Consider the following 20328-nt stretch of genomic DNA (forward strand, 5'->3'; position numbering starts at 1 on the left):
CGGCGGCGCATCTCGGCGCGGGGGTCAGCCGGGGAAGCGGCCCGTGCTGCGCAGGTGCCACCGTCGCTCGGCGTAGGCCAGGTCGTCGCGCCACAGGCGGCCGGCGGTGCGGCGCATGAGGGGCCGCAGGAGCGGTGCGGCGGCGCGGGCGAGGGTGAAGCCGGGGCGGTGGGAGGTGGCGATGACGGCTTCGGTGACCCGGGTGCGGGGGCGGCCGTCCCGGCCGGGCCCGAGCGGGGTGGCGTGGGTTTCCACGACGGAACCCCGGCCTTCGCCCTCGGTGATGCGCATGACGACGGTGCGCGGGCCGGGGGCGGTGAACTCGGCCGTCACGGGCACGACGACGCGGCGGGACACCTTGAAGGAGACGCGCACGGTCAGGACGTCGGTGTCCGCGCCGTCGTCGAGGACGGTGAGGTCGACGAAGGAGTAGGGGTGGAACCACGCCCCGTGCCAGGGGTCGAGGCGGTTGGCGACGATGTCCTCGGGCTCGCAGGCGCCCGTGCCGGTGTAGACGGCGGCCAGGGAGTGGGCGGCGGGTGGGCGGACGGGCACGGCGGGCGTTTCGAGGGGTTCCTCGCGGCCGTGGTCGTCGAGTCGTACCCAGGCCAGGACGCCGTCGTCGTGGGCGGGGTGGGGGTTCCATCCGGCGAAGGGGGCTCCGGTGAGGGCGAGTCCGTGCCACGGGCACACCAGGGTGCCGCAGCGGACCGGGGCCTGGGCCAGCGCGGCGCCCAGGTGCGGGCAGGCGCCCGGTCCGGCGACGAGCGTTCCCGCGGCGTCCCGCCAGGCCACGATCTCGGCGCCGTCGACCGTGGCCCCGTACCCGGCGTCCGCGACGACGGCGCTGCTGGGGCCGAGCACGTACCAGTTGCCCGTGGGCCGGGCCTGGGCCCGTTTGAGGGCGGCGTCGATGAGCCGGGGCGACGCGCTGCGCCAGGTCGGTTCCTGCCGGTGCCAGGCCACGGGTGCGCGGCGCAGGCTGACCGGGATGCGGCGGCGGGGGGCGCGCGGGCTCATCGGGCCGGCTCCTTGGCGGTGGGGGCGGCGGAGGCGGTCAGCCGGCCCGCCGCGATCCGGGCCAGTCCGACGGCGGCGACGGCCGCCCTGCGGGTGAGGGGGACCGCGGAACGGCGGTGGACGCTGGTGTACCCGTCGCGGGCGACGGCGTCGAGGATCTCGCCGTAGAGGACGAAGGCGGTGCGGACGCAGGGCCGGGAGCGGGGTTCGAGCATGTTCAGGCCGGGTTCCGCCCTCGTGTAGAAGCGTCGGGCCAGGGCGGTGGCGGAGCGCAGCGCGTGGGTGATGCGGGGGTCGCGGCGGCCCGTGCGTCTGCTCCAGAGCAGCAGGTCGCGGTCGACTCCGTCGGCGGCGAGGAGGTCGGCGGGCAGGTAGACGCGGTCGCGGTCGAGGTCTTCGCCGACGTCGCGGATGAAGTTGGTGAGCTGGAACGCCTCGCCGAGGGCGGCGGCGTGGGGGGCGGCTTCGTCGCGGGGGGCGGTGTGGCCGAGCACGGGGAGCATCTGGAGTCCGATGACGGCGGCGGAGCCGTGCATGTAGCCGCGCAGTGCGTCCAGCGTGTGGTAATCGGTGACGGTGAGGTCGCTGCGCATGGAGGCGAGGAAGTCGTCGAAGTGGCTGTGGGGGATGCGGTAGTGGTGCGCGGTGTGGGCGACGGCGGTGACGACGGGGTGGTGGCCGGTGCCGCCGGTGATCGCCGTGTGGAGGTCGCGCGAGAGGGTGTGGAGGCGTTCGGCGCGGTCGGCGGGGTCTGCGGGGGCGACGAAGTCGTCGACGATGTCGTCGGCGAGCCGGGCGAAGGCGTAGAGGGCGTGCACGGCGGGGCGGCGGGATGCGGGCAGCAGCCGGGTGGCGAGGAAGTACGTCTTGCCGTGCCGGGCGTTGAGGCGGCGGCAGCGGTCGAAGGCCGCGCGCAGGGCGGGGTCGGTGATGGCGGCGGCGTCGAGTTCGCGTCGCGTCATGCGGGGCTGCCTTTCGCTGCGGGGAGGGGCGCCGTGGTGCGGGGGCCGGCGGGCAGGCCGGTGATGCGGGCGGCGGCGAGGCGGCCGGAGATCAGGACGGTGGGGACGCCGACGCCCGGGGTGGTCCCGCAGCCGGCGAGTACGGCGTTGGCGGCGCCGCGTACGAGGTTGCGGGGGCGGAAGGGGCCGGTCTGGGGAAAGGTGTGGGCGACGGAGAAGGGGGTGCCGGCGGCGTGGCCCTGGGAGGTCCAGTCGGCGGGGGTGACGAGGACCTCGGTGTCGATGGCGTCGGCGAAGCCGGTCAGGCCCCGGGCTTCCAGTACGCGCAGCAGGCTGTCGCGGTAGCGGGGGCCGAGGTCGTCCCAGGAGGCCGCGGAGGGGCCGACGGCGGTGTTGGGGCAGGGCGCGAGGACGTAGTGGGAGTGCTTGCCGGGCGGGGCGAGGCCCGGATCGGTGGCGGTGGGCCGGGTGATGAGGAGGGAGGGGTCGCTCATCAGGCGGCCGGTACGGGTGAGTTCGTGGAAGGTCTGCTTCCAGGCGGCGCCGAAGGAGATCGTGTGGTGGGCCAGGTCAGGCCAGGTCCGGTCGGTTCCGGCGTGCAGGACGACGGCCGACGGGGAGTGGCGCAGGGCGAGCGGGCGGCGGGGGCGGGCGCCGAGCAGGCGGTAGGAGACGGGCAGGTCGGGGGTCAGGACGACCGCGTCGCAGGGGATGCGCTGTTGGTCGGTGACCACGGCGGTGATGCGGTCGCCGGTGCGTTCCAGGCGGGTGACGACCTGCCCGTAGTGGAGGGTGGCGCCCGCGTCGGCGGCGGCTGCGGACAGGGCGGCGGGGACGGCGTGCATGCCGCCTTCGGGGAAGTACACGCCGGCGACGGTGTCCATGTAGGCGATGACGGCGTAGGCGGCGAGGGCGCGGGCCGGCGGGACGCCGGCGTACAGGGCCTGGAAGGAGAAGACGCGCTGCAGCCGCTCGTCGGTGAGGAACCGGCCGATGGCGGGCTGGAGACGGCCGAATCCGCCCAGGGCGGCGAGGCGGGCCAGGTCAGGGTGCAGGAGGGAGAGGGGCGAGTCGAAGTTGGTGTCGATGAAGCGGCCCATCTGCGCCTGGTACAGCTCGTGCAGCCAGTGGCGCAGGCGGCGGTAGCCGGCGGCTTCGCGGCCGCCGGCGAAGCGTTCGACCTCCGCTTCCATGGCCTGGGCGTCGGTGTGGACGTCGAGGCTGCTGCCGTCCGCGAAGCGGGCGTGGTAGGCGGGGTGGAGGGGGTGCAGGGTCAGCCGGTCCGACATGGTCTGGCCGACCGCGGCGAACGCCTGCTCCAGCAGGTGCGGCATGGTCAGGACGGTGGGGCCGGTGTCGAAGCGGTAGCCGTCGCGTTCGATGAGGCCGGCCCGGCCTCCGGGGAGGCGGTCGCGTTCGACGAGGGTGACCCGGCGGCCCGCGCCGAGGAGGTGGAGGGCGGCGGAGAGGCCCGCGAGCCCGGCGCCGACGACGACCACGTGGTCGGTGCGGCCGGTGACCGTCTTCATCGGGTGCCTCCGCGGTGGGCGGCGGGTTCGGCGGCCGGGACGGCCGGCGGCGGGGGCGAGGCGACCTGTCTGAGCAGCTCGGCCAGGTGCCGGGCGGCGGGGCCGTGCAGGCGTGCGGCGGCGAGGTGGCGTTCGCAGGCGCGCGCCAGGCGGGCGATGCGCCGTTCGACGTGTGCGGGCGCCCCGGTGGAGTGGAGGGCCGTGCGGACCGAGGCCAGGTCCGGGCCGGAGAGGGCTCCGCTCCCCCGGCAGGCCCGGAGGAGGTCGACGGCCTCGTCGTTGCCGGTGGCGCGGGCGCGCGCGTGGGCGAGGGCGACCAGGTAGGTCGCCTTCCCGGAACGGATGTCGTCACCCGAGGGCTTGCCGGTGACCGCGGGGTCGCCGAACACGCCCAGGAGGTCGTCGCGGAGCTGGAAGGCGATTCCGGCGCACCGGCCGGCGGCGGCGAGGGAGCGGCGGGTGGCGTCGTCGGTTCCCGCCAGCGCGGCGCCCAGGGCCAGGGGCTGTTCGACGGTGTAGCGGGCTGTTTTGAGGCAGACGGTGCGGATGGCGCGGGTGGCCGAGCGGGAGGAGGTCGCCTGGCCGTGGAGGTCGAGGTACTGCCCGGCGACCATTTCCGTTCGCATGGCCCTCCAGATCTGCAGGATGTCGGTGCGTACGGGCGGGTCGAGGTCGGCTCCGGCGACCAGGTCGTCCGCCCAGCACAGCGCGAGGTCTCCGGCGAGGACGGCGACGGACTGGGCGAACGGCGCCGGGCCGGTTGCGTCCGGGTGCGTGTCGGCCGGGTACTGGAGGCCGACCTGCGCGTGGAAGGAGGGCCTGCCGCGGCGTACCCCCGACTGGTCCATGACGTCGTCGTGGACCAGGGCGCAGCTCTGGATGAGTTCGAGCGCGGCGCCCAGCCGCAGCGCTCCGGCCACGTGCGCGTCGGTGCCGCCGCAGGCGCGCATGGCCCACCACAGGAAGCGGGGGCGGATCCGCGAGCCGCCGTCGAGGGTGAAGGCGGCCAGCCGCTCCGCCACGTCGGTGGCGAAGACCGGGTCGAGCGACCGGCTGTACGCGACGGACTCGGCGCACAGGCGCCCGAGTTCGCCGGTGACGGCGTGGGCGACGTCGGCGTCGACGGTCGCCGCGGCGGTGGGGCGGTGGGCGTCGGCGTCGGGCCGGTGGGGGGCGGTGATGAGGTGGCGGGCGACCGACTTCGCGTGCATTGAGTCCTCCGTGTCGTGAAGTGGTGCTTGCCACCTGTTCGGCGTTCACCCGGCGCACGGATGCGTTCTCCGCGGTCCCGGACCGGACGAGGCATGTGTCCCCCGCGGGCGGTGGGGCTCAGACAGCACGCGCGGCCCGTCCACCTGATGGGGTGCATCGGATGCGGGGCAGGCGGCGGACCGGGGCGTCCGGTCGTCCGGGCCCGATACGACGGCCGCGCCCCACCCCGGTGCGGCCGTGAGAGGCGGCTGCGGTGGGTGGGGCGCGGTCGAGGCGGTTCGGGGCCGGTCAGAGGGCGGGCGGGAACCTGTCCCAGGCACGGTGTCCGCCCAGGGCTGCCGTGATCGCCTGCACGGCTGTCGCACTGCTGTCGCCGAGGGTGACGCCGGGTTCGTCGGCGGTGATGCCGCTGATTTCGAGGAGTTGCTCCGCGCCGTTCCATCCGCCGATGGCCTTGCCGTGGCGGAACGCCTCCGTGAGCAGGAGCAGGACGCGCGGATCGGGGGCCGCGGGGGGCCGGACCGTGCCGGCCTTGGCGTCCCGGGCGCCGTAGGCGTCTGCGCCGGCCCGGGGCGCCCCGGCGAGCAGGAGGGCGTCGAACTCGACGGATCGGGCGGTGGCGAAGGTCCGCTGCACCGTGATCGGGTCGGCGTCGGGACCGAGGGTCCCGCCGGTCGGGGCGATGACGAGGGGGACCATTCCGGAGTCCAGGACGGCCCGTCGCGTGCTCCGTACGCCGTCCAGGTCGGCGGCCGCGTCGGCGATGATGCCGACGACGCGGCCGTCCGTGGGCCAGGTGCCTCCCGTCTGGGAGAGGGCGGGGCTGGGGTCGGGGGTGTCCAGCGGCACGGTGGCGGCGGGCGCGGGAAGTCCGAGACCGGTGGCGACTTCTTCGCACAGCTGCGGATCGATGTTCGCCAGGACCTTCAGGGTGCGTTCCTTGACGGCCTGCTCGTAGCACTTGTTCAGCTCGAAGGTGTACGCGGCGATGATGTGCTCGCGCTCGACCGGCGTCATGCTCAGCCAGAACAGGCGGGGCTGGCTGAAGTGGTCGGAGAACGAGGCAGGGGCCTCGCGGACCTTGCCGGCCGCGGGGACCTCCACGGGCGTCTCGATGAACGCGCTCATGTCGGCGCCGGCGAGGAAGGGGCAGCCGCCGTCGAGGCTGTTGGGCCGGTACGGGGCCACTCCGGTGTGCACGGCGGTCTGGTGCATGCCGTCGCGGAGCATGTCGTTGACGGGGGCGTGCGGCCGGTTGATGGGGATCTGGCCGAAGTTGGGGCCGCCGAGCCGGCTGATCTGGGTGTCGAGGTAGGAGAAGAGCCGGCCCGCGAGCAACGGGTCGTCGGTCACGTCGATGCCGGGGACGAGGTGGCCGGGGTGGAAGGCCACCTGCTCGGTCTCCGCGAAGTAGTTGGTCGGGTTGGCGTTCAGGGTCATCAGCCCGATGGGCTGGACGGGTGCCAGCTCCTCCGGAACGATCTTGGTCGGGTCCAGGAGGTCGATGCCCTCGAACGTCTGCTCCGGAGTGTCGGGGAAGACCTGGATGCCCAGCTCCCACTGCGGGAACGCACCCGATTCGATGGCGTCGGCAAGGTCCCGGCGGTGGAAGTCGGGGTCCATGCCATTGATCAGCTGGGCCTCCTCCCACACCAGGGAGTGCACGCCCAGCTTCGGCTTCCAGTGGAACTTCACCAGCACGCTCTCGTCTGCCGCGTTGACGAGGCGGAACGTGTGGACGCCGAAGCCCTCCATCATCCGGAAGGACCGCGGGATGCCGCGGTCGGACATGTTCCACAGGGTGTGGTGGGTGGCCTCGGTGTGCAGGGACACGAAGTCCCAGAACGTGTCGTGCGCGCTCTGGGCCTGCGGGATCTCCCGGTCGGGGTGCGGCTTGCCGGCGTGGATGACGTCGGGGAACTTGATCGCGTCCTGGATGAAGAACACCGGGATGTTGTTGCCGACCAGGTCGAAGGTGCCCTCGTCGGTGTAGAACTTCGTCGCGAACCCGCGGGTGTCGCGCACCGTGTCCGCCGAGCCCCGCGAGCCGAGGACTGTGGAGAACCGCACGAACACCGGCGTCTCGACGCCCTTCGCCAGGAACGCGGCCTTGGAGACCTCGCCGGCGGTGCCGTAGCCCTGGAAGACGCCGTGCGCGGCCGCACCGCGGGCGTGCACCACCCGCTCCGGGATCCGCTCGTGGTCGAAGTGCATGATCTTCTCGCGCAGGTGATGGTCCTGCAGCAGCACCGGTCCGCGGGCCCCGGCCTTCAGCGAGTGGTCGCTGTCGGGAAGCCGTACGCCCTGAGAGGTGGTGAGGTAGGCGCCGCTCTGCGCCCTGCGCGTCTGCTCGGCTCCGGTGGCCTGCCCGGTGGGGCTCACGGTCTCCGGCCCCTCCTGGTCCGCCTTCGGCGGCAGGGGCTCCGCGGGTTGCATCGGCTCGGCCACGGGCGGCGGCACCGGCCCGGGCCTGCCCGGCAGCCCGCCTCCGTCTGCGCCGGGGGTGGCGTGGTCGTGTGCTGCGCTCATGATCTCTCCTCGGGGTCTGCGTACGTCTCGGTCATGACCGCAGAGCTCGGGGCTCAGGCGGGCTCCCGCTGTCACACGGCGTCGCGGGGCGGGGCCATGGCGTCTGCCCGGCGTACCGAACGGGCCGGGTGCCGCGTTCGCCGCCTACCCGCTACAGAGGGAAGAACCCACCCACAGGTAAAAAAGCTCCCATCAGGGAGAAAAGGCCCCAAATCCGCACGTCGATTTCACCGGGCGAAGGCCGACGCATGGAAGCGGCGGAACGCCGGGGCAGCCCGCCTGAGCCACGGGCCGGGGGCGTCGGAATGCGCGGATTCCTGAGGCAGCGAGGCGTCTCGGGCACCACGCGCCGGAACGGGCGAACCGGCACGACGGCCGGACCCCCGCTGGGAGTCCGGCCGCGTCGGAGCGTGGCGGAGCTGAGCGCGTCCCGGAGCCGGCCGGAAACCAGCAGGTTGCAACACCCGCCTTCCGTGCACGAGATGGGGGGCAACGCAGGCGCTGCCCCCCTCTCGTCGCCGCCATGGGCCCCGGCCTCACGACAGCAGCCCTTGGACCTCGACCGGGCTCCCGGCGCACTCCGCCGGCCCGGTTCCGAGACCTGCCGCGAGGGCGTTGCCGGACGATCGGCCGGGAGCTACTGCCGGGAGGCGCAGGGGTCGCAGCAGGAGGAGGCCGGTTCGACACAGACGCTGACGACGTCGGTGTTGTTGGAGGTGTCCGGGTCCCTTTCGTTGCCGGTGACGGTGGCGGTGTTGCTGATCGGGCCGGTCTCGGTGGCCTTGGCCCGCAGTACGAGGGTGGCGGTGGCGCCGACGGCCAGATCGCCCACGGTCCACTGCCCGCGGGCCGGGTCGTAGCTCCCGGGCGTGGCACCGGCGGACAGGAACGAGAGGCTGTCCGGCAGCCGGTCCGCGACGGTGACGCCGGTGGCATCGTTCGGGCCGGTGTTGTGCACGGTGATGCGGTAGGTCACCGTCTGCCCGACGGCGACGGTGGTGGTGTCGGCCGCCTTGGTGACGGTCAGGTCGGCAGCGGGCTTGACCTGGGTGATCTGCTCGTTGGACGTGGCCGTCAGCGTCTCCGGCGTGTCGCCGAGCCGGTTCTCGTAGGACGCGGTCGCGGTGTTGCTGATCTGCCCGCCCCCGCTGGCCCGGTCGATGATGACGCGGTACTCCACCGTGGTTCCCGCGGGCAGGGTGCCGGTGTTGGGCAGGCTGCCTCCCTGTGACCCGGACGCCCCGTGGCCGAGATGGAAGACGACCTTGTTCGCCACGGCGTCGTAGGACGCCTGGTCGTCACCCTGCGCGTCGCTCTTCGCTCCCGAGTTCGGGCCGTCGACGATGCGCAGCGAGCCGGGCAGGTACGTCGTGCCCTGCGGGATGACGTCGGCCAGGATGAGGTTGTCGGCCCCGCCGCCGCCCTCGTTCTTCACGGTGATGCGGTAGGTGACGACGTCCCCCACCTCCAGCGGCCCCGCGGGAATCGCCGTCTTGTCGAGCACCACGTGGGCAGCGGTCCCGAAGAAGATGCCGTCCAGGAAGTTGCCGATGCCGCGGTTTCCGCCGGCGGCGGAGATGGAGCGGAAGGCGAAGCGCGTCAGCGTTTGCCCTGCCGGGACGGTGTAGGTGCCGGTGTAGTAGCCCCAGGCGGTGTTGCCGTCGGTGAAGCGCCTCTGCTCCGACGTGGAACCCGGCGCCCCGATGTCCAGCGCCATGGTGTCGTCCCCCTGGCGGCCACGGTGGTACAGCCGCCAGTACAGCTTCGTACCGGGAGTGGTCGGCAGGTCCTGGTAGAGGGTGGACACCTCGTTCGCGTTGAGCTCGGCGAACTGGGCGCCCTCGGCCGCCGGCACTCCCTGGAAGCCCGAGTGCCACAGTTCGATCTTGTGGTCGGAGGCGGTGGTGAGCCAGCCCGGCACCCGCTTGGGCGCCTGCGTCTGTGAGGCGTCCGGCAGGATCTCCACACCGGCAACGGGGGGATCCTCGAAGCTGCCGTTGGCCAGGGCGACCCGGAGCGGAGCAACAGAAGGTGTGGCCATGGTTCTTCCCTTGAGTCGACGCTGCTGAATGCACCGCTGACAGGCGCACACTTCTGCGCGCCGCGGCGGAGCGGGAACACTCCGTGAGGACATCGCATGCGAATGAACACGTAAAGTGACGAGCGGACAGGTCCGGTCAATCCCGCACGGCAGGTTTACGAGATCGGTCCCGGAACTACACCCGCCACGCGGCCACACACGACGCCGCACGCGCGCCGCCCCCACCCCACATGCCACCCGGCTTTCTTCCGCCCACCCCGTCGTGACCGAAATGCTCTGCTGCACTGCCTGCATCAATCCCCAGTCAGGGTGAATCGTTCGTCACGGAATTGACGTCTCCAGCGGCAACTCGCCCCTGCCCACCGGGCCGTGGCACACGAACGGGAGGCCAAGCTGCCGCACCCGGTCACGGTGAGCGACCTCCCCGACGGTGTCAGCTCGTTCAGGTCCGAGCTGATCGTCAAGGGGCGCCGATATCGGGCCCGCACGACGAGCCGGAGCGACCGAGGGCTCGGCGCGGCCGCCCCCACCCCTCACGTTCCCGGATGCCGTCCGCGCCCTGGTCGCCGCCACTGGGGCGACTCCACGGTTGTCGGAAGATCACAAATTCTGCGGTGCGCAAGTCCTCTCGGGTTATGTTCCCGCTCCGGGTTCCCCCCACCTCTGCCTCTGCCCCACCTGCGCAACCGCGCTGACACCTGCGCCTGCCCCGAGGTCGCCGTCCGCCTGCGGTCGCTCTCGGCGTACACCACCTGCACAAATCCCCTACTCCCCCAGATCGACAGCACCTTCGGCCATCACCGCCTCCTCGACGCCGAGGCCCCCGGCCCTGCCCCCGCCCCGCATGCCCTCCGATGGAAAGCCACGCCCTGTTGACCCTGGCCGATCACCCGACCACCGCCCGGTCGTCCGCCACATACGGCGCCGTACTGGGCAGCCGACACGTTGCCCGCCTGCTCTGCGGCACCCTGACCGGACGCCTGCCCAACAGCATGGTTCCCGTGGGACTCGTCCTGTGGATCACCGATGGCGGAGGGTCGATTCCCTTCGCCGGACTGCTCGCCGCGCTGTACGGGCTGGCGTCCGGGCTGTCCCAGCCGGTCAAGGGCAGGCTGATGGACCGCTGCGGCCAGGCCCGCGTGTCGGCGCCGGCGGTGCTGCTCAACGCCGGCTGCCTGGCCGCGCTCCCCTTGATCGGGGCGGGCGGCCACCCCGCGGCGGTGGCCGCGCTGGTGGGGTTCGCAGGTCTGGTCACACCGCCGCTGGAGGCGGGACTTCGGGCGCTGTGGCCAACGGTCCTGCCCGACCTCGGGCGGCGCCGAGTCGTCCAGGCCCTGGACACCGGATCGCAGGGCCTCCTCTACATCACCGGCCCCCTGCTCGCCGCGTGGCTGGCCACCGCGCACGGGCCGGACACCGCTCTGACCGCGACCGCGGCCCTCGGAGTCCTGGGCACGGCGGTCGTCCTGAGCTCCGCACCGTCGCAGACCTGGCGTCCCGCCGCCGGGGCGACCGAACGCGTACGGCTGATGAGCGCCGGCCTGATCGTGCTGCTCACCGCGCTGGCGGGTACGGGGTTCGCGTTCGGAGCGATGAACGTGTGGGCCGCGGGCATGGCCGACACCCACGGGTCAGCCATGCTCTGCGGACTGCTTCCCGCCGCGTTCTCCACCGGCAGCTTCCTGGGCAGCCTGATCTACGCCCGCCGGGCATGGCCCGGCACGACCACCCTCCACCTCCTCACCACCAGCACCCTGTTCCTCCTCGGCTGGGTGCCCCTGCTGGCCCAGCCCGGTCCCCGGACGGCCATCGCCCTCACGGTGATCCCGGGGCTGTTCTTCACCTTGATCATCACCAACGGCTTCCACACCGTGGATGCTCTCGCCCCTGCCTCCCGCACCACCGAGGCGTACGCCTGGCTGATCCTGTCCGTCGGCACCGGCCAGGCCGCCGGAACCGCACTCGCCGCGGCTCTCGCGGCACGCCCCGACGTGCTCGCCGCCCTCCCCACCGCCGGCGCCGCGACCGCGCTGACCGTACTCACCCTCGCTCGCCACAGCCTCGGCCCGCGCCGTCGCCTTGGCCGCCACCGGCGCCCCCGACCCCAGAAGCGCCGCGTCAGCCCCGTCTGGGCGCTTCCCCTGCCGGTCGACGAGACGCGGGGGGTCTCACGGACAACCGGGTAGCCGGTCCGTACCGCACGGGGGGAGGGGGGAGGACACCCCGCGGGGCGGCAGCCGCGCTTCCCTCTGGAGAGGTCAAAGCCGAGCGGCGCGCTCCCGTGGGAGGGGAGGATCGCGTCGCGCACCAAGCCCTCCCGCATCTTCGTACGAGGAGGTCGACCCAGCGGTCGGCGCCCTCCGCCTTCGTACGCGCGATGTTCGCGGCGACGGCCTGGTGGGCTCTCCGGTGGTGATGGGGCCCAGCTGCGGCAGGAGTGTGCCGAGGTCGGCCCCGGCTTGCTGGAGCCCGGCGGGCCTCACCGGCCGGTCGGCCATCACGGCCATCGCAGAACCCAGACTCGCTGCTGCGGTGAATCCGGCCGCGGGCGCGGGTGCGCTATTCGCCGAGGGCCCTTCTGGGCGGGTGTTGGGCCCGCTGGACCCCCAGGTTGATCATGACGGCCGCTCGGACCTCGCCATCGCCGCCACCATCCGCTCCAGGCGGGCCAGGCGGGTCTTCTCGGTGCGGGCGGATACCAGGCTGAGATACAGGGCGAACCGGTCGGACTTGCCGAGCGTCTCGTAGAACGCCCGCGCCGCCGGGTTCACGTCGAGCGCCTCGACGAGATCCGGCGGTGCGGTGGCGTTCTTCTGCGAGGCGTATGCCGTCGCCCAGCGACCGTCCGCCCGCGCCGCCTCGACCTCGGCGAGGCCGCGGGGGCGCATCCGTCCCTCGGCGATCAGCGCCTCGGCCTTGTCGACGTTCACCTGCGACCAGGGCGACCGGGGGCGGCGGGGTGTCGTGCGCTGGAGGAAGTACCTGTCGTCGAAGCCGTGCCGCACACCGTCGATCCAGCCGAAGCAGAGCACCGTGTCAACCATCTCCTCCCAGGTGAGCGACGGGATGCCGGTATGTTTCTTGGCGATCTTCACCCAGAGCACGGTCCGCTCCCCGTGATGCTCCTCGAGCCATGTCTCCAACTCGGCCGGGCTCGCGGGGACAAGAATCTCGACGCCGTCCTTGTATTTCTCCATAAACCGCAGACTAGAGGCCGTATAGGACAGATTCTGACCTGTTTCGGCCCCCGACGCCGCCGAATTGCACGGCCTCCGCCGGGCCGGGAGTCTGGCCGACCCCCACACCCCGCCGAACGCAGCCCACCCCACCACCCGCGGCCGAATGAGCACCCGCACCGCCCGCCGCCGCATCACCGCAGCACGCCAACTCGGCAACGAGCAGGCGGGCCCCGACGGGCGCCGTCCCCTACGCCTCGTGGGTCGCCGCGAGTTCCGGCACCGGACGCTGCCCGCGCGGGCCCGGCGCTCATCCGCGACTTCTCCTCGACCTCGAAGCACAGCACTGGCACCGGCGGCCCTGAACCGTCTTGCTGGAGGCCCACTGCACGCCCTTTCACAAGGCTGCTTGCACCACCTCTATGATCGACCGGCCGAAGACCGACGACGGTTGGAGGGCGTGATGCCAGGTCAGGTGACCGCGGTGAGCCGCAACAGGGAGTACTCGTTCAGCAAGCCCAACCGCGATTCCATCAGGCTGCTCACGGGGCTCGGAGTGGAAGGAGATGTTCACGCAGGTGAGACGATCCGCCACCAGTTCCGCATGACCTACGAGCCGACCCTGCCCAACCTGCGCCAGGTCCACCTGATGCACGAGGAACTCTTCGACGAACTCGCGCTCAAAGGCTTCAGGGTCTCGGCGGGCCAGCTCGGCGAGAACATCACCACGCGCGGGGTGGACCTGTTGGGCCTGCCCACCGGCGCCCTGCTCCACCTCGGGGAGCAGGCGGTGCTTGAGGTGACCGGACTGCGCAACCCGTGCTCGAAGATCAACGACTTCCGCAAGGGCCTGCTGGGCGAGGTCTTCGCCATGGACCCCTTGTCCGGCGAGTTCACGTTCAAGTGTGGCGTCATGGCTGTGGTCCGCCGTGGAGGGACCGTCCACCCCGACGATGCCGTTCAGGTCGAGCCCCCGCCGCCCCCTCACCGCCCGCTGGAACGCGTCTAGGCCGAGGTCACCGGCGTGCCTGGGTGACGGTGAGGACGGCGACGATCAGGCCGCGCAGGTGCGGGGCTCCATGGTGTTCCGTCGTTACGGTGCGCTCAGCGGGCGGTCAGCGAGTAGGCCGGCAACGGCGCGTTACCGCGCTCCTTCGCCAGGGCCCGGAGCACATCCGCCTGGCTCAGTACCAGGTCCCGTACCGTCTTCGGCAGCTCGGCCATCCGGTCGGCGTCGTCGAGCAGCATCGCGCACGCGTCCACCTCCCAGTCGCCGTCCCGTAGGGCGGTCGTGTCCGCGGCCTGTCCCGGAACTGGGTGCCAACCTGTCTCCGGGAGAATCCGGAGCAGGGTTTCCTGCGAGAACGGCGTGCGTATGTTGCCTTCGCCCCGGGACCCGCTCGCCTCCACCTGACCCTGGATAAGAACAGCCAGGAGGTGGGGCAGCTGGTCTGACGAGCGGGGTACGAGGTCCCACTCGGCGAAGCACAGGTTGCGTGCCCAGCTGCGTACCCGGGCGAGGGTCTTCCGCAGCGGGTCCAGGGAGGCGAAGTACCAGGAGCAGTGGGCGAGGACCACGTAGTCGAAACCGCCGTCGGGAAAGGTGACCGCCTCGTCGAGGAGGTCCAGGCCGAAGCGGAAGTCGATGCGCGAGCCCAGCGGCGTCGCTGTGAGGTGCTCCGCCGACTGCCCCAGGGTGACGGGGGCGCCGTACGACGGATCCGCGATGTCGACGGCGACCACCCGGCCCCATGGGCCGACGGCCTCGGCAAGGACGGCCGTCATGTCGCCCTGCCCGCAGCCGACCTCCAGTACCGACGCTCCGGCCGGGATGTCCCAGGTGGAGACGAGTGCGGCCCGATATCGGGTCTGGGGCAGCTGAATGCCGGGGCTCAGGGCCCCGACTGCCATGGCGGCCGCGATCGTGGGCGCCTTCGCCATCAAATCGGTCTCGTTCACAGGGTCCTCCGTCGTTCTCTTCGGGTGCCGTGCGTGTCGAGGCCGCGGCTTTGCAAGGCTCCATCGTGGCCTTCTGCGCCATCGCCCCCGTCGGCGGCAGCACGCCGTCGACTTCGCAGGAAGCCATGATCCAGTACTCCATCGGCCTCGGCGCGGTCATCGGCGATCCGTCTCCCCCGCGGCCGAGCCGACCGACAGTCCAGTTTGCGTACCGACTTGCGTGTTTCTACGGACGTGGCCGGGTCCGCCCGCCGGACAGAATGTGGGCCGCCCACCCGAACCGTTCCCAACCGGAGGACCCGTGAAGCTCCGCCAGACGCTGGTCGCCGCCACCCTCGGCGCGACCGTGCTCACCGCCGTACCGGCGGTGACCGCCTCGTACACCGCCTACGCCTGCGAGGACACCCAGACCAGCTGCGACCACGAGGAGGAGGAGAACCCCTGGCCGGACGAGGACCCGGGCGGTTTCCCCGGCGGTGACCCCGGTGACGGTGGCTGGGGTGGCGGAGGGGACGGCGGTGGCACCGGGGGGTCGTGGGGCGACATCGACATGTTCAACGGCGTCGTCGGCCAGCCGGTCGACGGCACGCTGCCCCGGGTCGTCGTCGACGGCACCGCCACCCGGCCGCCCACTCCGATGGACCCGGCAATGCCGCCGATGTCGTGGGGCTGGGGCAGCGGTGCGCCGGCCAACGGCGCGGGCCCGGTCCAGGCCGGTGCCAAGACCGAGGTGCCGACCGACTGCCACCGCAACGCCAACTCGATGCCCGTACGGGTCAACCGGACCGTCAAGTACCAGATTTCCTACCAGGTCAGCGCCAACATCTCGGCCAACGCGGCCACGGTGCTGTCCTCTTCGCTCGGCGCGCAGCTCAACACCCAGATCGAGCAGTCGTACTCCGTCGACGTCCTCCTCGCACCGGGTCAGTCCTGGGCGCTGTTCGTCGAGTACCAGACCTTCACGTACTCCGTCACCTCCACGAACTGGCTGGGGTACACCACCACCGAGTACGTGGACGTGGTGCGGCCCACCGGGAAGGTCACCAGCCGGTGGTGCTGATGGATCCGCGCCCCCGGGGCGCGGCGGTACGACAGGTCGCCCCCGTCGTACCGCCACTGGACGCGGAGGCGATCCCCCCGGCGGAACGGGACGAGGCGACCGGCGCGCTGGGCGAACTCGCCGACACCGCCGGGCGGCTCCTGGGCGATCCGGACCTCTTCCACCGGCCCCGGTTCCGTACGGCCGTGCACACCCGGCATCTGGCCCGCATCCCCGACGGGCTGGTGACCGCCCGGATCGCGGCCGCCGCCGAACGGCGGGCCGGGGCCGGGCTGCTGGCCGCCGCCTCCACCCGCGCGGAGATCGCGGAACGTCCCGACCGCAGGCCCTGCTTCGCCCCGGACGCCCTGAGCGAGCTGCACACGCTGGTCGTCGCCGGCGATCCCAGCATCCCCGGCCCCTGCGGCCTGCGCCGGTCCACGGCCAGAGTCACCTGGGCCGACGGCCAGGTCTTCGCGATCGAGGTGGCACCGGGCCGGGAACTCCGGGGCCACGTGGAACGCTGGTACCGCTGGGCCGTACGCACCACCGCCCCCGCCCTGGACGCGGCCGCCCTCTCCATGGCGCGGCTGCTGACCGTCCACCCCTTCGCCGACGCCAACGGCCGGACCGCGCGCCTCCTCGCCCAGTGCGACCTGTTGGCGGCGCGGCTGCTGCCCGGGCTGTTGCTGGACCTGGACGGCTGGGTCCACGCCCACCGCCGCGCCCACGACGAGGCCCTCGTCGCCGCCTCCGAAGGCCGGTGGACGGAGTGGGGCTCCCTCTTCGCCCGTGCCGTGACGGAGACCGCCCGACACCGCACCACCACCATCACCCGGTACGGCGCCCTGCTCACCGATGCCGCCGGACACCTCACCGACGACCCGGCCGCCGCGGCCGTCCTTGCCCACCTGCGCTCCTCGCCCGCCGTCTCCGCCGGCTGGCTGCGCGACCGCGTCCCGTATCCCCCGGAGCCGGTCCTCGCCCGGCTGACGGCGAAGGGCATCCTCCTCCCCCACCCCGGCTCCCCGGCGCGCTGGTGCACCCCCCTTCCCTGGCGGTCCTCGACGAGCCCTGGACCCCGGAGTCCTGAACCGGCGGCGCGGACCGGACATGTCACCTCTGGAGTGGAGACGGGTCAACGTCGGAGTGCCGGCCTTTGGTCAAGCTCCCAGGGACATGGTCACCTTGCTTCGTGCGCGGGGCCCGGCACCTCGGCGGAAACCGGGGCGGTGGACACGCACGCCGCTCCCGCCCGCCTGTGGCCACGCTCCGGCCGCGCGGAGCTGCCCGGAGCCGTCGTCGGGTTTGGGTGCGCACATGCCGAGCATCAGGATGGACATGAGCAACGACAACGCAACCGGCGCAGGCCAGTGGTACTTCGACACGCACACGCATGCGGTCGCGGAGGAACCCGGGCCCGACCGCCTCGGCCCCTACCCGACTCGGGAAGCGGCCGCCTCGGCCATGAAGACCGTGGACGACCGCAACACGCAGTGGAGTGAGGATCCCCGCTGGAACGACACCGCCGGGTCATAGAACCGCCGCTGCAGTACCACCGACTAGTCGGGGGTGAGCGGGCCGATCGCCCGGGCCAGGGCGGTGCGCGAGGAGACGCCCAACTTGCGGTAGGCGCTGCCCAGATGGGAGTCGACGGTACGGTGGCTGAGGAAGAGGCGTTCGGCGATCTGCCGGGAGCGCAGTCCTGCGGCCGCCAGCTCGGCGACCTCCCGTTCGCGCGCGCTCAGCGCCGATCGGAGGTCCTCTGACCGGGGGTCGGTGCCCGGGAGGACTGCGGCCCGGGAGCCCGCACTCGGACCGGCACCCCGGGCCGGCACCCCGGGCCGGCCGGGTCGGTGCGGAGAGCCGGCTGCGCACGCGTTCCGCTTCCTCCAGGGCCAGGGTCGCCCCGCAGGGCCGGGCCACGGCTTCGGCTCGCGCCAGGACCTCCAGCGCGGCGGCCGGGCCGCGTACCTCCGCGGTGACCGGTGCCCCGGCGATGAGCGTCCACGCGTACTGCACGGGCAGGCCTCGGGCGCGGAATCCCTCTGCGGCCCGCTCGAACCCTTCCAGTGCCCCGGCGTGCTCCCCCGCGCGCCGACAGCAATTGGGCGCCGGCCCGGTGGACGCAGGCCCACTGCAGGGGCAGACCGAGCCGACCGGCGTCCGCCTCCGCTTCGGCGAGCAGCCGCTCGGCGGCCCCGGCGGGCCCGGCGGCCCCGGCGGTCAGCGCGGCGGTCGCCATCAGGGCGAGGAGCGAGGGCCGGAAGGCGGCCTGCAGCTGCGGCAGACCTTCACCGCCTCCGCCGTCCAGCAGCGTCCGCATGCAGCCGGTGGCGTCCCCGCCCAGCAGCTGCGCATGCGCCAGCAGGCTGATCGCGGAGGTGGCCCACCAGCCCCGGCCCAGCGTGGCGGTGTCCACCGCCCGCGCCGCGAGCGCGGCCGCCTCCCCGGCGTACCGCCGTCCCCGGGCCCAGACCAGCGTCATGGCGCGCATCGCCGTCGCCAGTGCCACCACGTCGGGCGCGCCGACCGCGCGAGCCAGTTCCTCCGCCTCGGCGGCCCGGCGCTCCGCGTCGTCGAGCCGGCCGGCCCACTGATCGATCATGGTCAGGCCCAGCAGCTGGTGGGCACGGATGTGCTTCTGCGCCCCGCCGGTCGCGGCGTCCAGACCCCGCTGGAGGTGACGGCGGGCGTCCGGGAACCGCTCCAGGTACAGCTCCGCACAGCCGAGCAGGGCGAGGACGTCCGGGGTGTGGCCGGCCACCCCGTCGGGCAAGGCGTCGACCAGCGCGGCGCAGCGGGCCACTTCGGGTGCTCCCCGCGCGATGTCACCGGAGAAGACGTCGCAGAAGGCGATGAGGACGCCCAGGGCCGCCGCGGCGGAGGGTCCGGCCTCGGTCCGCGCCCGGGCCGCCTCCCGCAGCAGGGGCCGGATCCGGTCGTGGGTGCCGCGCAGGACGTGCACCAGCCCGTACTCGTAGATCAGCTCGGTGGCCTCGGGGGACAGCACGGCGGGCAGCGGCCGGGGCAGCAGTGCCATCCCGGTACGGGCGATGGCCTCCGCCTCCTCGTACCGGCACAGCAGCCGCTCCGCGTCGGCGCAGACGGCGTAGGCCCGCAGCAGGAGCCGGGGCGTCAGCCGCGGGCTCCCGCCGCCGGTGCGGCCGGTGTGCCGGGGGACGCCCTCGGCCAGCAGGGCGTGGGCAAGGGCGCGGGCCTCCCGGAGGCGGCCGGAGGCGATGAGCGCCCGGCAGTGCGCGATTTCCCAGGCCACCCGCTCCTCGCCCTCCCTGCCACGGGCGGGCAGCGCGTCCAGGGCGAGCCGCAGCCAGCGGGCCGCGACCGCTGGTGCCCGGGTGACGGTTTCCGCGGCCCCGTCGGCGAGGACGCGGGCTGCGGCGGCTCCGTCGGTGTGCACCAGGTGCTCGGCGTGCCGGGCCCGCTCCACGGCCGGGGCGCCCTGTTCGGCGGCGATCTGCAGAGCCAGCCGGTGGGCGTGCAGCAGGAAGGGCAGTTCGCAGTCGGCGTGGGCGACCTGTCCGACGACCGGGTGGCGGAACGCCAGCCGCTGGCCGTGGCCCGCCGGACGCACCAGGTCCGCGCGGACCAGCTCTGCGCACGCCTCCAGGCCCTGCCGCGCGCCGAGTCCGGCGATCCGGGCGGCGTCCGCCGGCCGGAACGTCCCGCCCAGCACGGCCGCCGCCCGCACGACGGCCCGGGCCGGTCCGCTCAGCTCGCCGAGCTCGGCGAGCAGCGGCGCCGCCTCACGCAGCAGCCGGGCCTCGTCGCCGCCCGCCCGGTCGGGCCACAGCGCGGCGTCGAAGCCGGCCGCGACCAGCAGCCGCAGGTACCCGGGAAGTCCGTTCGACGCGGCGTGCAGGGCCGCCGCGGAGGCGTCCGTGCCGTCCGGGGCCGCGTAGGCCGGAGGCACCGCGTACGCGGGGGGCATGGCCGCGTCCGGCGCTACGGCCGCGTACGCCGCTGCCGGGACCGGCCGCGCCAGCGGTCGAGCAGGGCCGCCACCGCTGCCACGTCCAGCGGGCCGGCCTCCAACCGGACGATCCCGTCCGTCCGTACACCGAGGTCGAGCGCCTCCAGCAGGGCCGGGGGGGCTCTGCCGTGGCCGGTGCGCCAGTACCAGCACGAAGGCGGGGAGCGACGAGGGGGTGGGAGCGGAGGAGGGTAAGGGGCGGATCAGCCGGAGCGCCAGGTCCAGCGAGGACGGATCGGCCCGGTGCAGCTCGTCGATGAGCAACACGCCGCCGGCGGCGCGCTGCCGGATGCGCTCGCACCAGGCGGCCGGGCCGGATGCCTCGGCGGCCCCCGGCCGCCCCGCGGCGTCGCGGAAGACCCGGAACGCGCCCTCGCCCGAGCGGGGCGCGCGGGCCCAGGTCACCGGGAACCCGCGCGCCACCGCCTGCTCCGCCAGATGGCAGGCCAACTGCGTCTTGCCGGAACCCGGTTCACCGCTGATCTCGACCACGGCCCCCCGGCCGCGCTCCAACCCGTCCAGGACCTGCGCGAGTCGCGCGCTCTGCGCCTCGCGTCCCACCGGTGGACCATCCGTCATCGGTGACGACACAACGAACACCCCGCCCCTCCCCCTTGCGGCCACCGCACGTCCCGGGCCAGGGCATGGCGGGGCCGCACGTCAGTCCCGGACCGTCTCCCCCGCTCCTGGCTTTGATCCAAAAGTAGCCCGCCGCACTGACAGCGGCTCGTCAGCGCCGGAGTCCTGCGCTCCGGATCCGGTTGTCAGGGTGTGCCGCCCTCGTCGCCCTCCCAGAGACGTGGCTCTCGGCGGTGACGAGATGCGAGATGCGAGTTGCACCTGCCGTAGCGGCATGTGGTGTCGTCA

The 20328-nt window shown here is 73.3% G+C and carries 14 protein-coding genes; 4 read left to right on the plus strand and 10 right to left on the minus strand.

What is annotated here, in order from left to right:
* Window positions 1-24 precede the first annotated feature (24 nt).
* The 6 genes from ACZ6S8_RS18950 to ACZ6S8_RS18975 form a co-directional block, all read right to left on the minus strand.
* Window positions 25-1020, minus strand: coding sequence for a DUF5914 domain-containing protein (locus tag ACZ6S8_RS18950; RefSeq protein ID WP_469457117.1), 996 nt, complete (start codon window positions 1018-1020; stop codon window positions 25-27).
* Window positions 1017-1982, minus strand: a complete 966-nt coding sequence (locus tag ACZ6S8_RS18955) for a phytoene/squalene synthase family protein (protein WP_469457119.1) — start codon at window positions 1980-1982, stop codon at window positions 1017-1019. The genes ACZ6S8_RS18950 and ACZ6S8_RS18955 overlap by 4 nt, the downstream gene beginning before the upstream one ends.
* Window positions 1979-3511, minus strand: coding sequence for a phytoene desaturase (locus ACZ6S8_RS18960; protein ID WP_469457121.1), 1533 nt, complete (start codon window positions 3509-3511; stop codon window positions 1979-1981). Before ACZ6S8_RS18960 ends, ACZ6S8_RS18955 begins: the two co-directional genes overlap by 4 nt.
* Window positions 3508-4722, minus strand: a complete 1215-nt coding sequence (locus ACZ6S8_RS18965) for a polyprenyl synthetase family protein (protein WP_469457122.1) — start codon at window positions 4720-4722, stop codon at window positions 3508-3510. The genes ACZ6S8_RS18960 and ACZ6S8_RS18965 overlap by 4 nt, the downstream gene beginning before the upstream one ends.
* Before the next feature lie 289 nt (window positions 4723-5011).
* Complete coding sequence (locus ACZ6S8_RS18970) at window positions 5012-7252, minus strand: catalase (protein WP_469457123.1); 2241 nt, start codon at window positions 7250-7252, stop codon at window positions 5012-5014.
* 637 nt (window positions 7253-7889) lie between these two features.
* Window positions 7890-9293, minus strand: a complete 1404-nt coding sequence (locus ACZ6S8_RS18975; protein ID WP_469457125.1) for a DUF7507 domain-containing protein — start codon at window positions 9291-9293, stop codon at window positions 7890-7892.
* An 854-nt stretch (window positions 9294-10147) separates the two neighbouring features.
* Between ACZ6S8_RS18975 and ACZ6S8_RS18980 the strand changes: the two genes are divergently transcribed.
* Window positions 10148-11479 (plus strand): MFS transporter, encoded by a 1332-nt coding sequence (locus ACZ6S8_RS18980; RefSeq protein ID WP_469457127.1) that lies wholly within the window; start codon window positions 10148-10150, stop codon window positions 11477-11479.
* A 429-nt stretch (window positions 11480-11908) separates the two neighbouring features.
* On the opposite strand, the gene ACZ6S8_RS18985 is transcribed toward ACZ6S8_RS18980, so the two are convergent.
* Window positions 11909-12490 carry a YdeI/OmpD-associated family protein gene (locus ACZ6S8_RS18985; protein WP_469457128.1) on the minus strand — a complete coding sequence of 194 codons (582 nt, stop codon included), beginning with the start codon at window positions 12488-12490 and terminating at the stop codon, window positions 11909-11911.
* A gap of 442 nt (window positions 12491-12932) precedes the next feature.
* Here ACZ6S8_RS18985 and ACZ6S8_RS18990 point away from each other — a divergent pair, with 442 nt between their 5' ends.
* The gene (locus tag ACZ6S8_RS18990) at window positions 12933-13478 is read left to right on the plus strand and encodes an MOSC domain-containing protein (protein WP_469457130.1); all 546 of its coding nucleotides are present in this window, start codon (window positions 12933-12935) and stop codon (window positions 13476-13478) included.
* 95 nt (window positions 13479-13573) lie between these two features.
* Here ACZ6S8_RS18990 and ACZ6S8_RS18995 read toward each other — a convergent pair whose 3' ends face one another.
* Window positions 13574-14428, minus strand: a complete 855-nt coding sequence (locus tag ACZ6S8_RS18995) for a class I SAM-dependent methyltransferase (RefSeq protein ID WP_469457132.1) — start codon at window positions 14426-14428, stop codon at window positions 13574-13576.
* Between the two features lie 301 nt (window positions 14429-14729).
* Between ACZ6S8_RS18995 and ACZ6S8_RS19000 the strand changes: the two genes are divergently transcribed.
* Window positions 14730-15488: a DUF6426 family protein gene (locus ACZ6S8_RS19000; RefSeq protein ID WP_469457133.1), complete on the plus strand. Its 759-nt coding sequence runs from the start codon at window positions 14730-14732 to the stop codon at window positions 15486-15488.
* Window positions 15488-16972: a Fic family protein gene (locus ACZ6S8_RS19005; protein WP_469457135.1), complete on the plus strand. Its 1485-nt coding sequence runs from the start codon at window positions 15488-15490 to the stop codon at window positions 16970-16972. Before ACZ6S8_RS19000 ends, ACZ6S8_RS19005 begins: the two co-directional genes overlap by 1 nt.
* Window positions 16973-17029: 57 nt before the next feature.
* Here the strand turns inward: ACZ6S8_RS19005 and ACZ6S8_RS19010 are convergent, their stop codons facing one another.
* Window positions 17030-17305, minus strand: coding sequence for a response regulator transcription factor (locus ACZ6S8_RS19010; RefSeq protein WP_469457137.1), 276 nt, complete (start codon window positions 17303-17305; stop codon window positions 17030-17032).
* Window positions 17212-20022, minus strand: coding sequence for an AAA family ATPase (locus tag ACZ6S8_RS19015; protein WP_469457139.1), 2811 nt, complete (start codon window positions 20020-20022; stop codon window positions 17212-17214). The genes ACZ6S8_RS19010 and ACZ6S8_RS19015 overlap by 94 nt, the downstream gene beginning before the upstream one ends.
* Window positions 20023-20328: the final 306 nt, after the last annotated feature.

Source organism: Streptomyces sp. NPDC048461 (genome assembly GCF_055587105.1).

Coding starts and splice junctions, on each gene's coding strand:
- ACZ6S8_RS18975 (WP_469457125.1), bottom strand. CDS start 9,293: ATGGCCACACCTTCTGTTGCTCCGCTCCGGGTCGCCCTGGCCAACGGC.
- ACZ6S8_RS19005 (WP_469457135.1), top strand. CDS start 15,488: ATGGATCCGCGCCCCCGGGGCGCGGCGGTACGACAGGTCGCCCCCGTC.
- ACZ6S8_RS18980 (WP_469457127.1), top strand. CDS start 10,148: ATGGAAAGCCACGCCCTGTTGACCCTGGCCGATCACCCGACCACCGCC.
- ACZ6S8_RS18955 (WP_469457119.1), bottom strand. CDS start 1,982: ATGACGCGACGCGAACTCGACGCCGCCGCCATCACCGACCCCGCCCTG.
- ACZ6S8_RS18960 (WP_469457121.1), bottom strand. CDS start 3,511: ATGAAGACGGTCACCGGCCGCACCGACCACGTGGTCGTCGTCGGCGCC.
- ACZ6S8_RS18970 (WP_469457123.1), bottom strand. CDS start 7,252: ATGAGCGCAGCACACGACCACGCCACCCCCGGCGCAGACGGAGGCGGG.
- ACZ6S8_RS18985 (WP_469457128.1), bottom strand. CDS start 12,490: ATGGAGAAATACAAGGACGGCGTCGAGATTCTTGTCCCCGCGAGCCCG.
- ACZ6S8_RS18950 (WP_469457117.1), bottom strand. CDS start 1,020: ATGAGCCCGCGCGCCCCCCGCCGCCGCATCCCGGTCAGCCTGCGCCGC.
- ACZ6S8_RS18990 (WP_469457130.1), top strand. CDS start 12,933: ATGCCAGGTCAGGTGACCGCGGTGAGCCGCAACAGGGAGTACTCGTTC.
- ACZ6S8_RS18965 (WP_469457122.1), bottom strand. CDS start 4,722: ATGCACGCGAAGTCGGTCGCCCGCCACCTCATCACCGCCCCCCACCGG.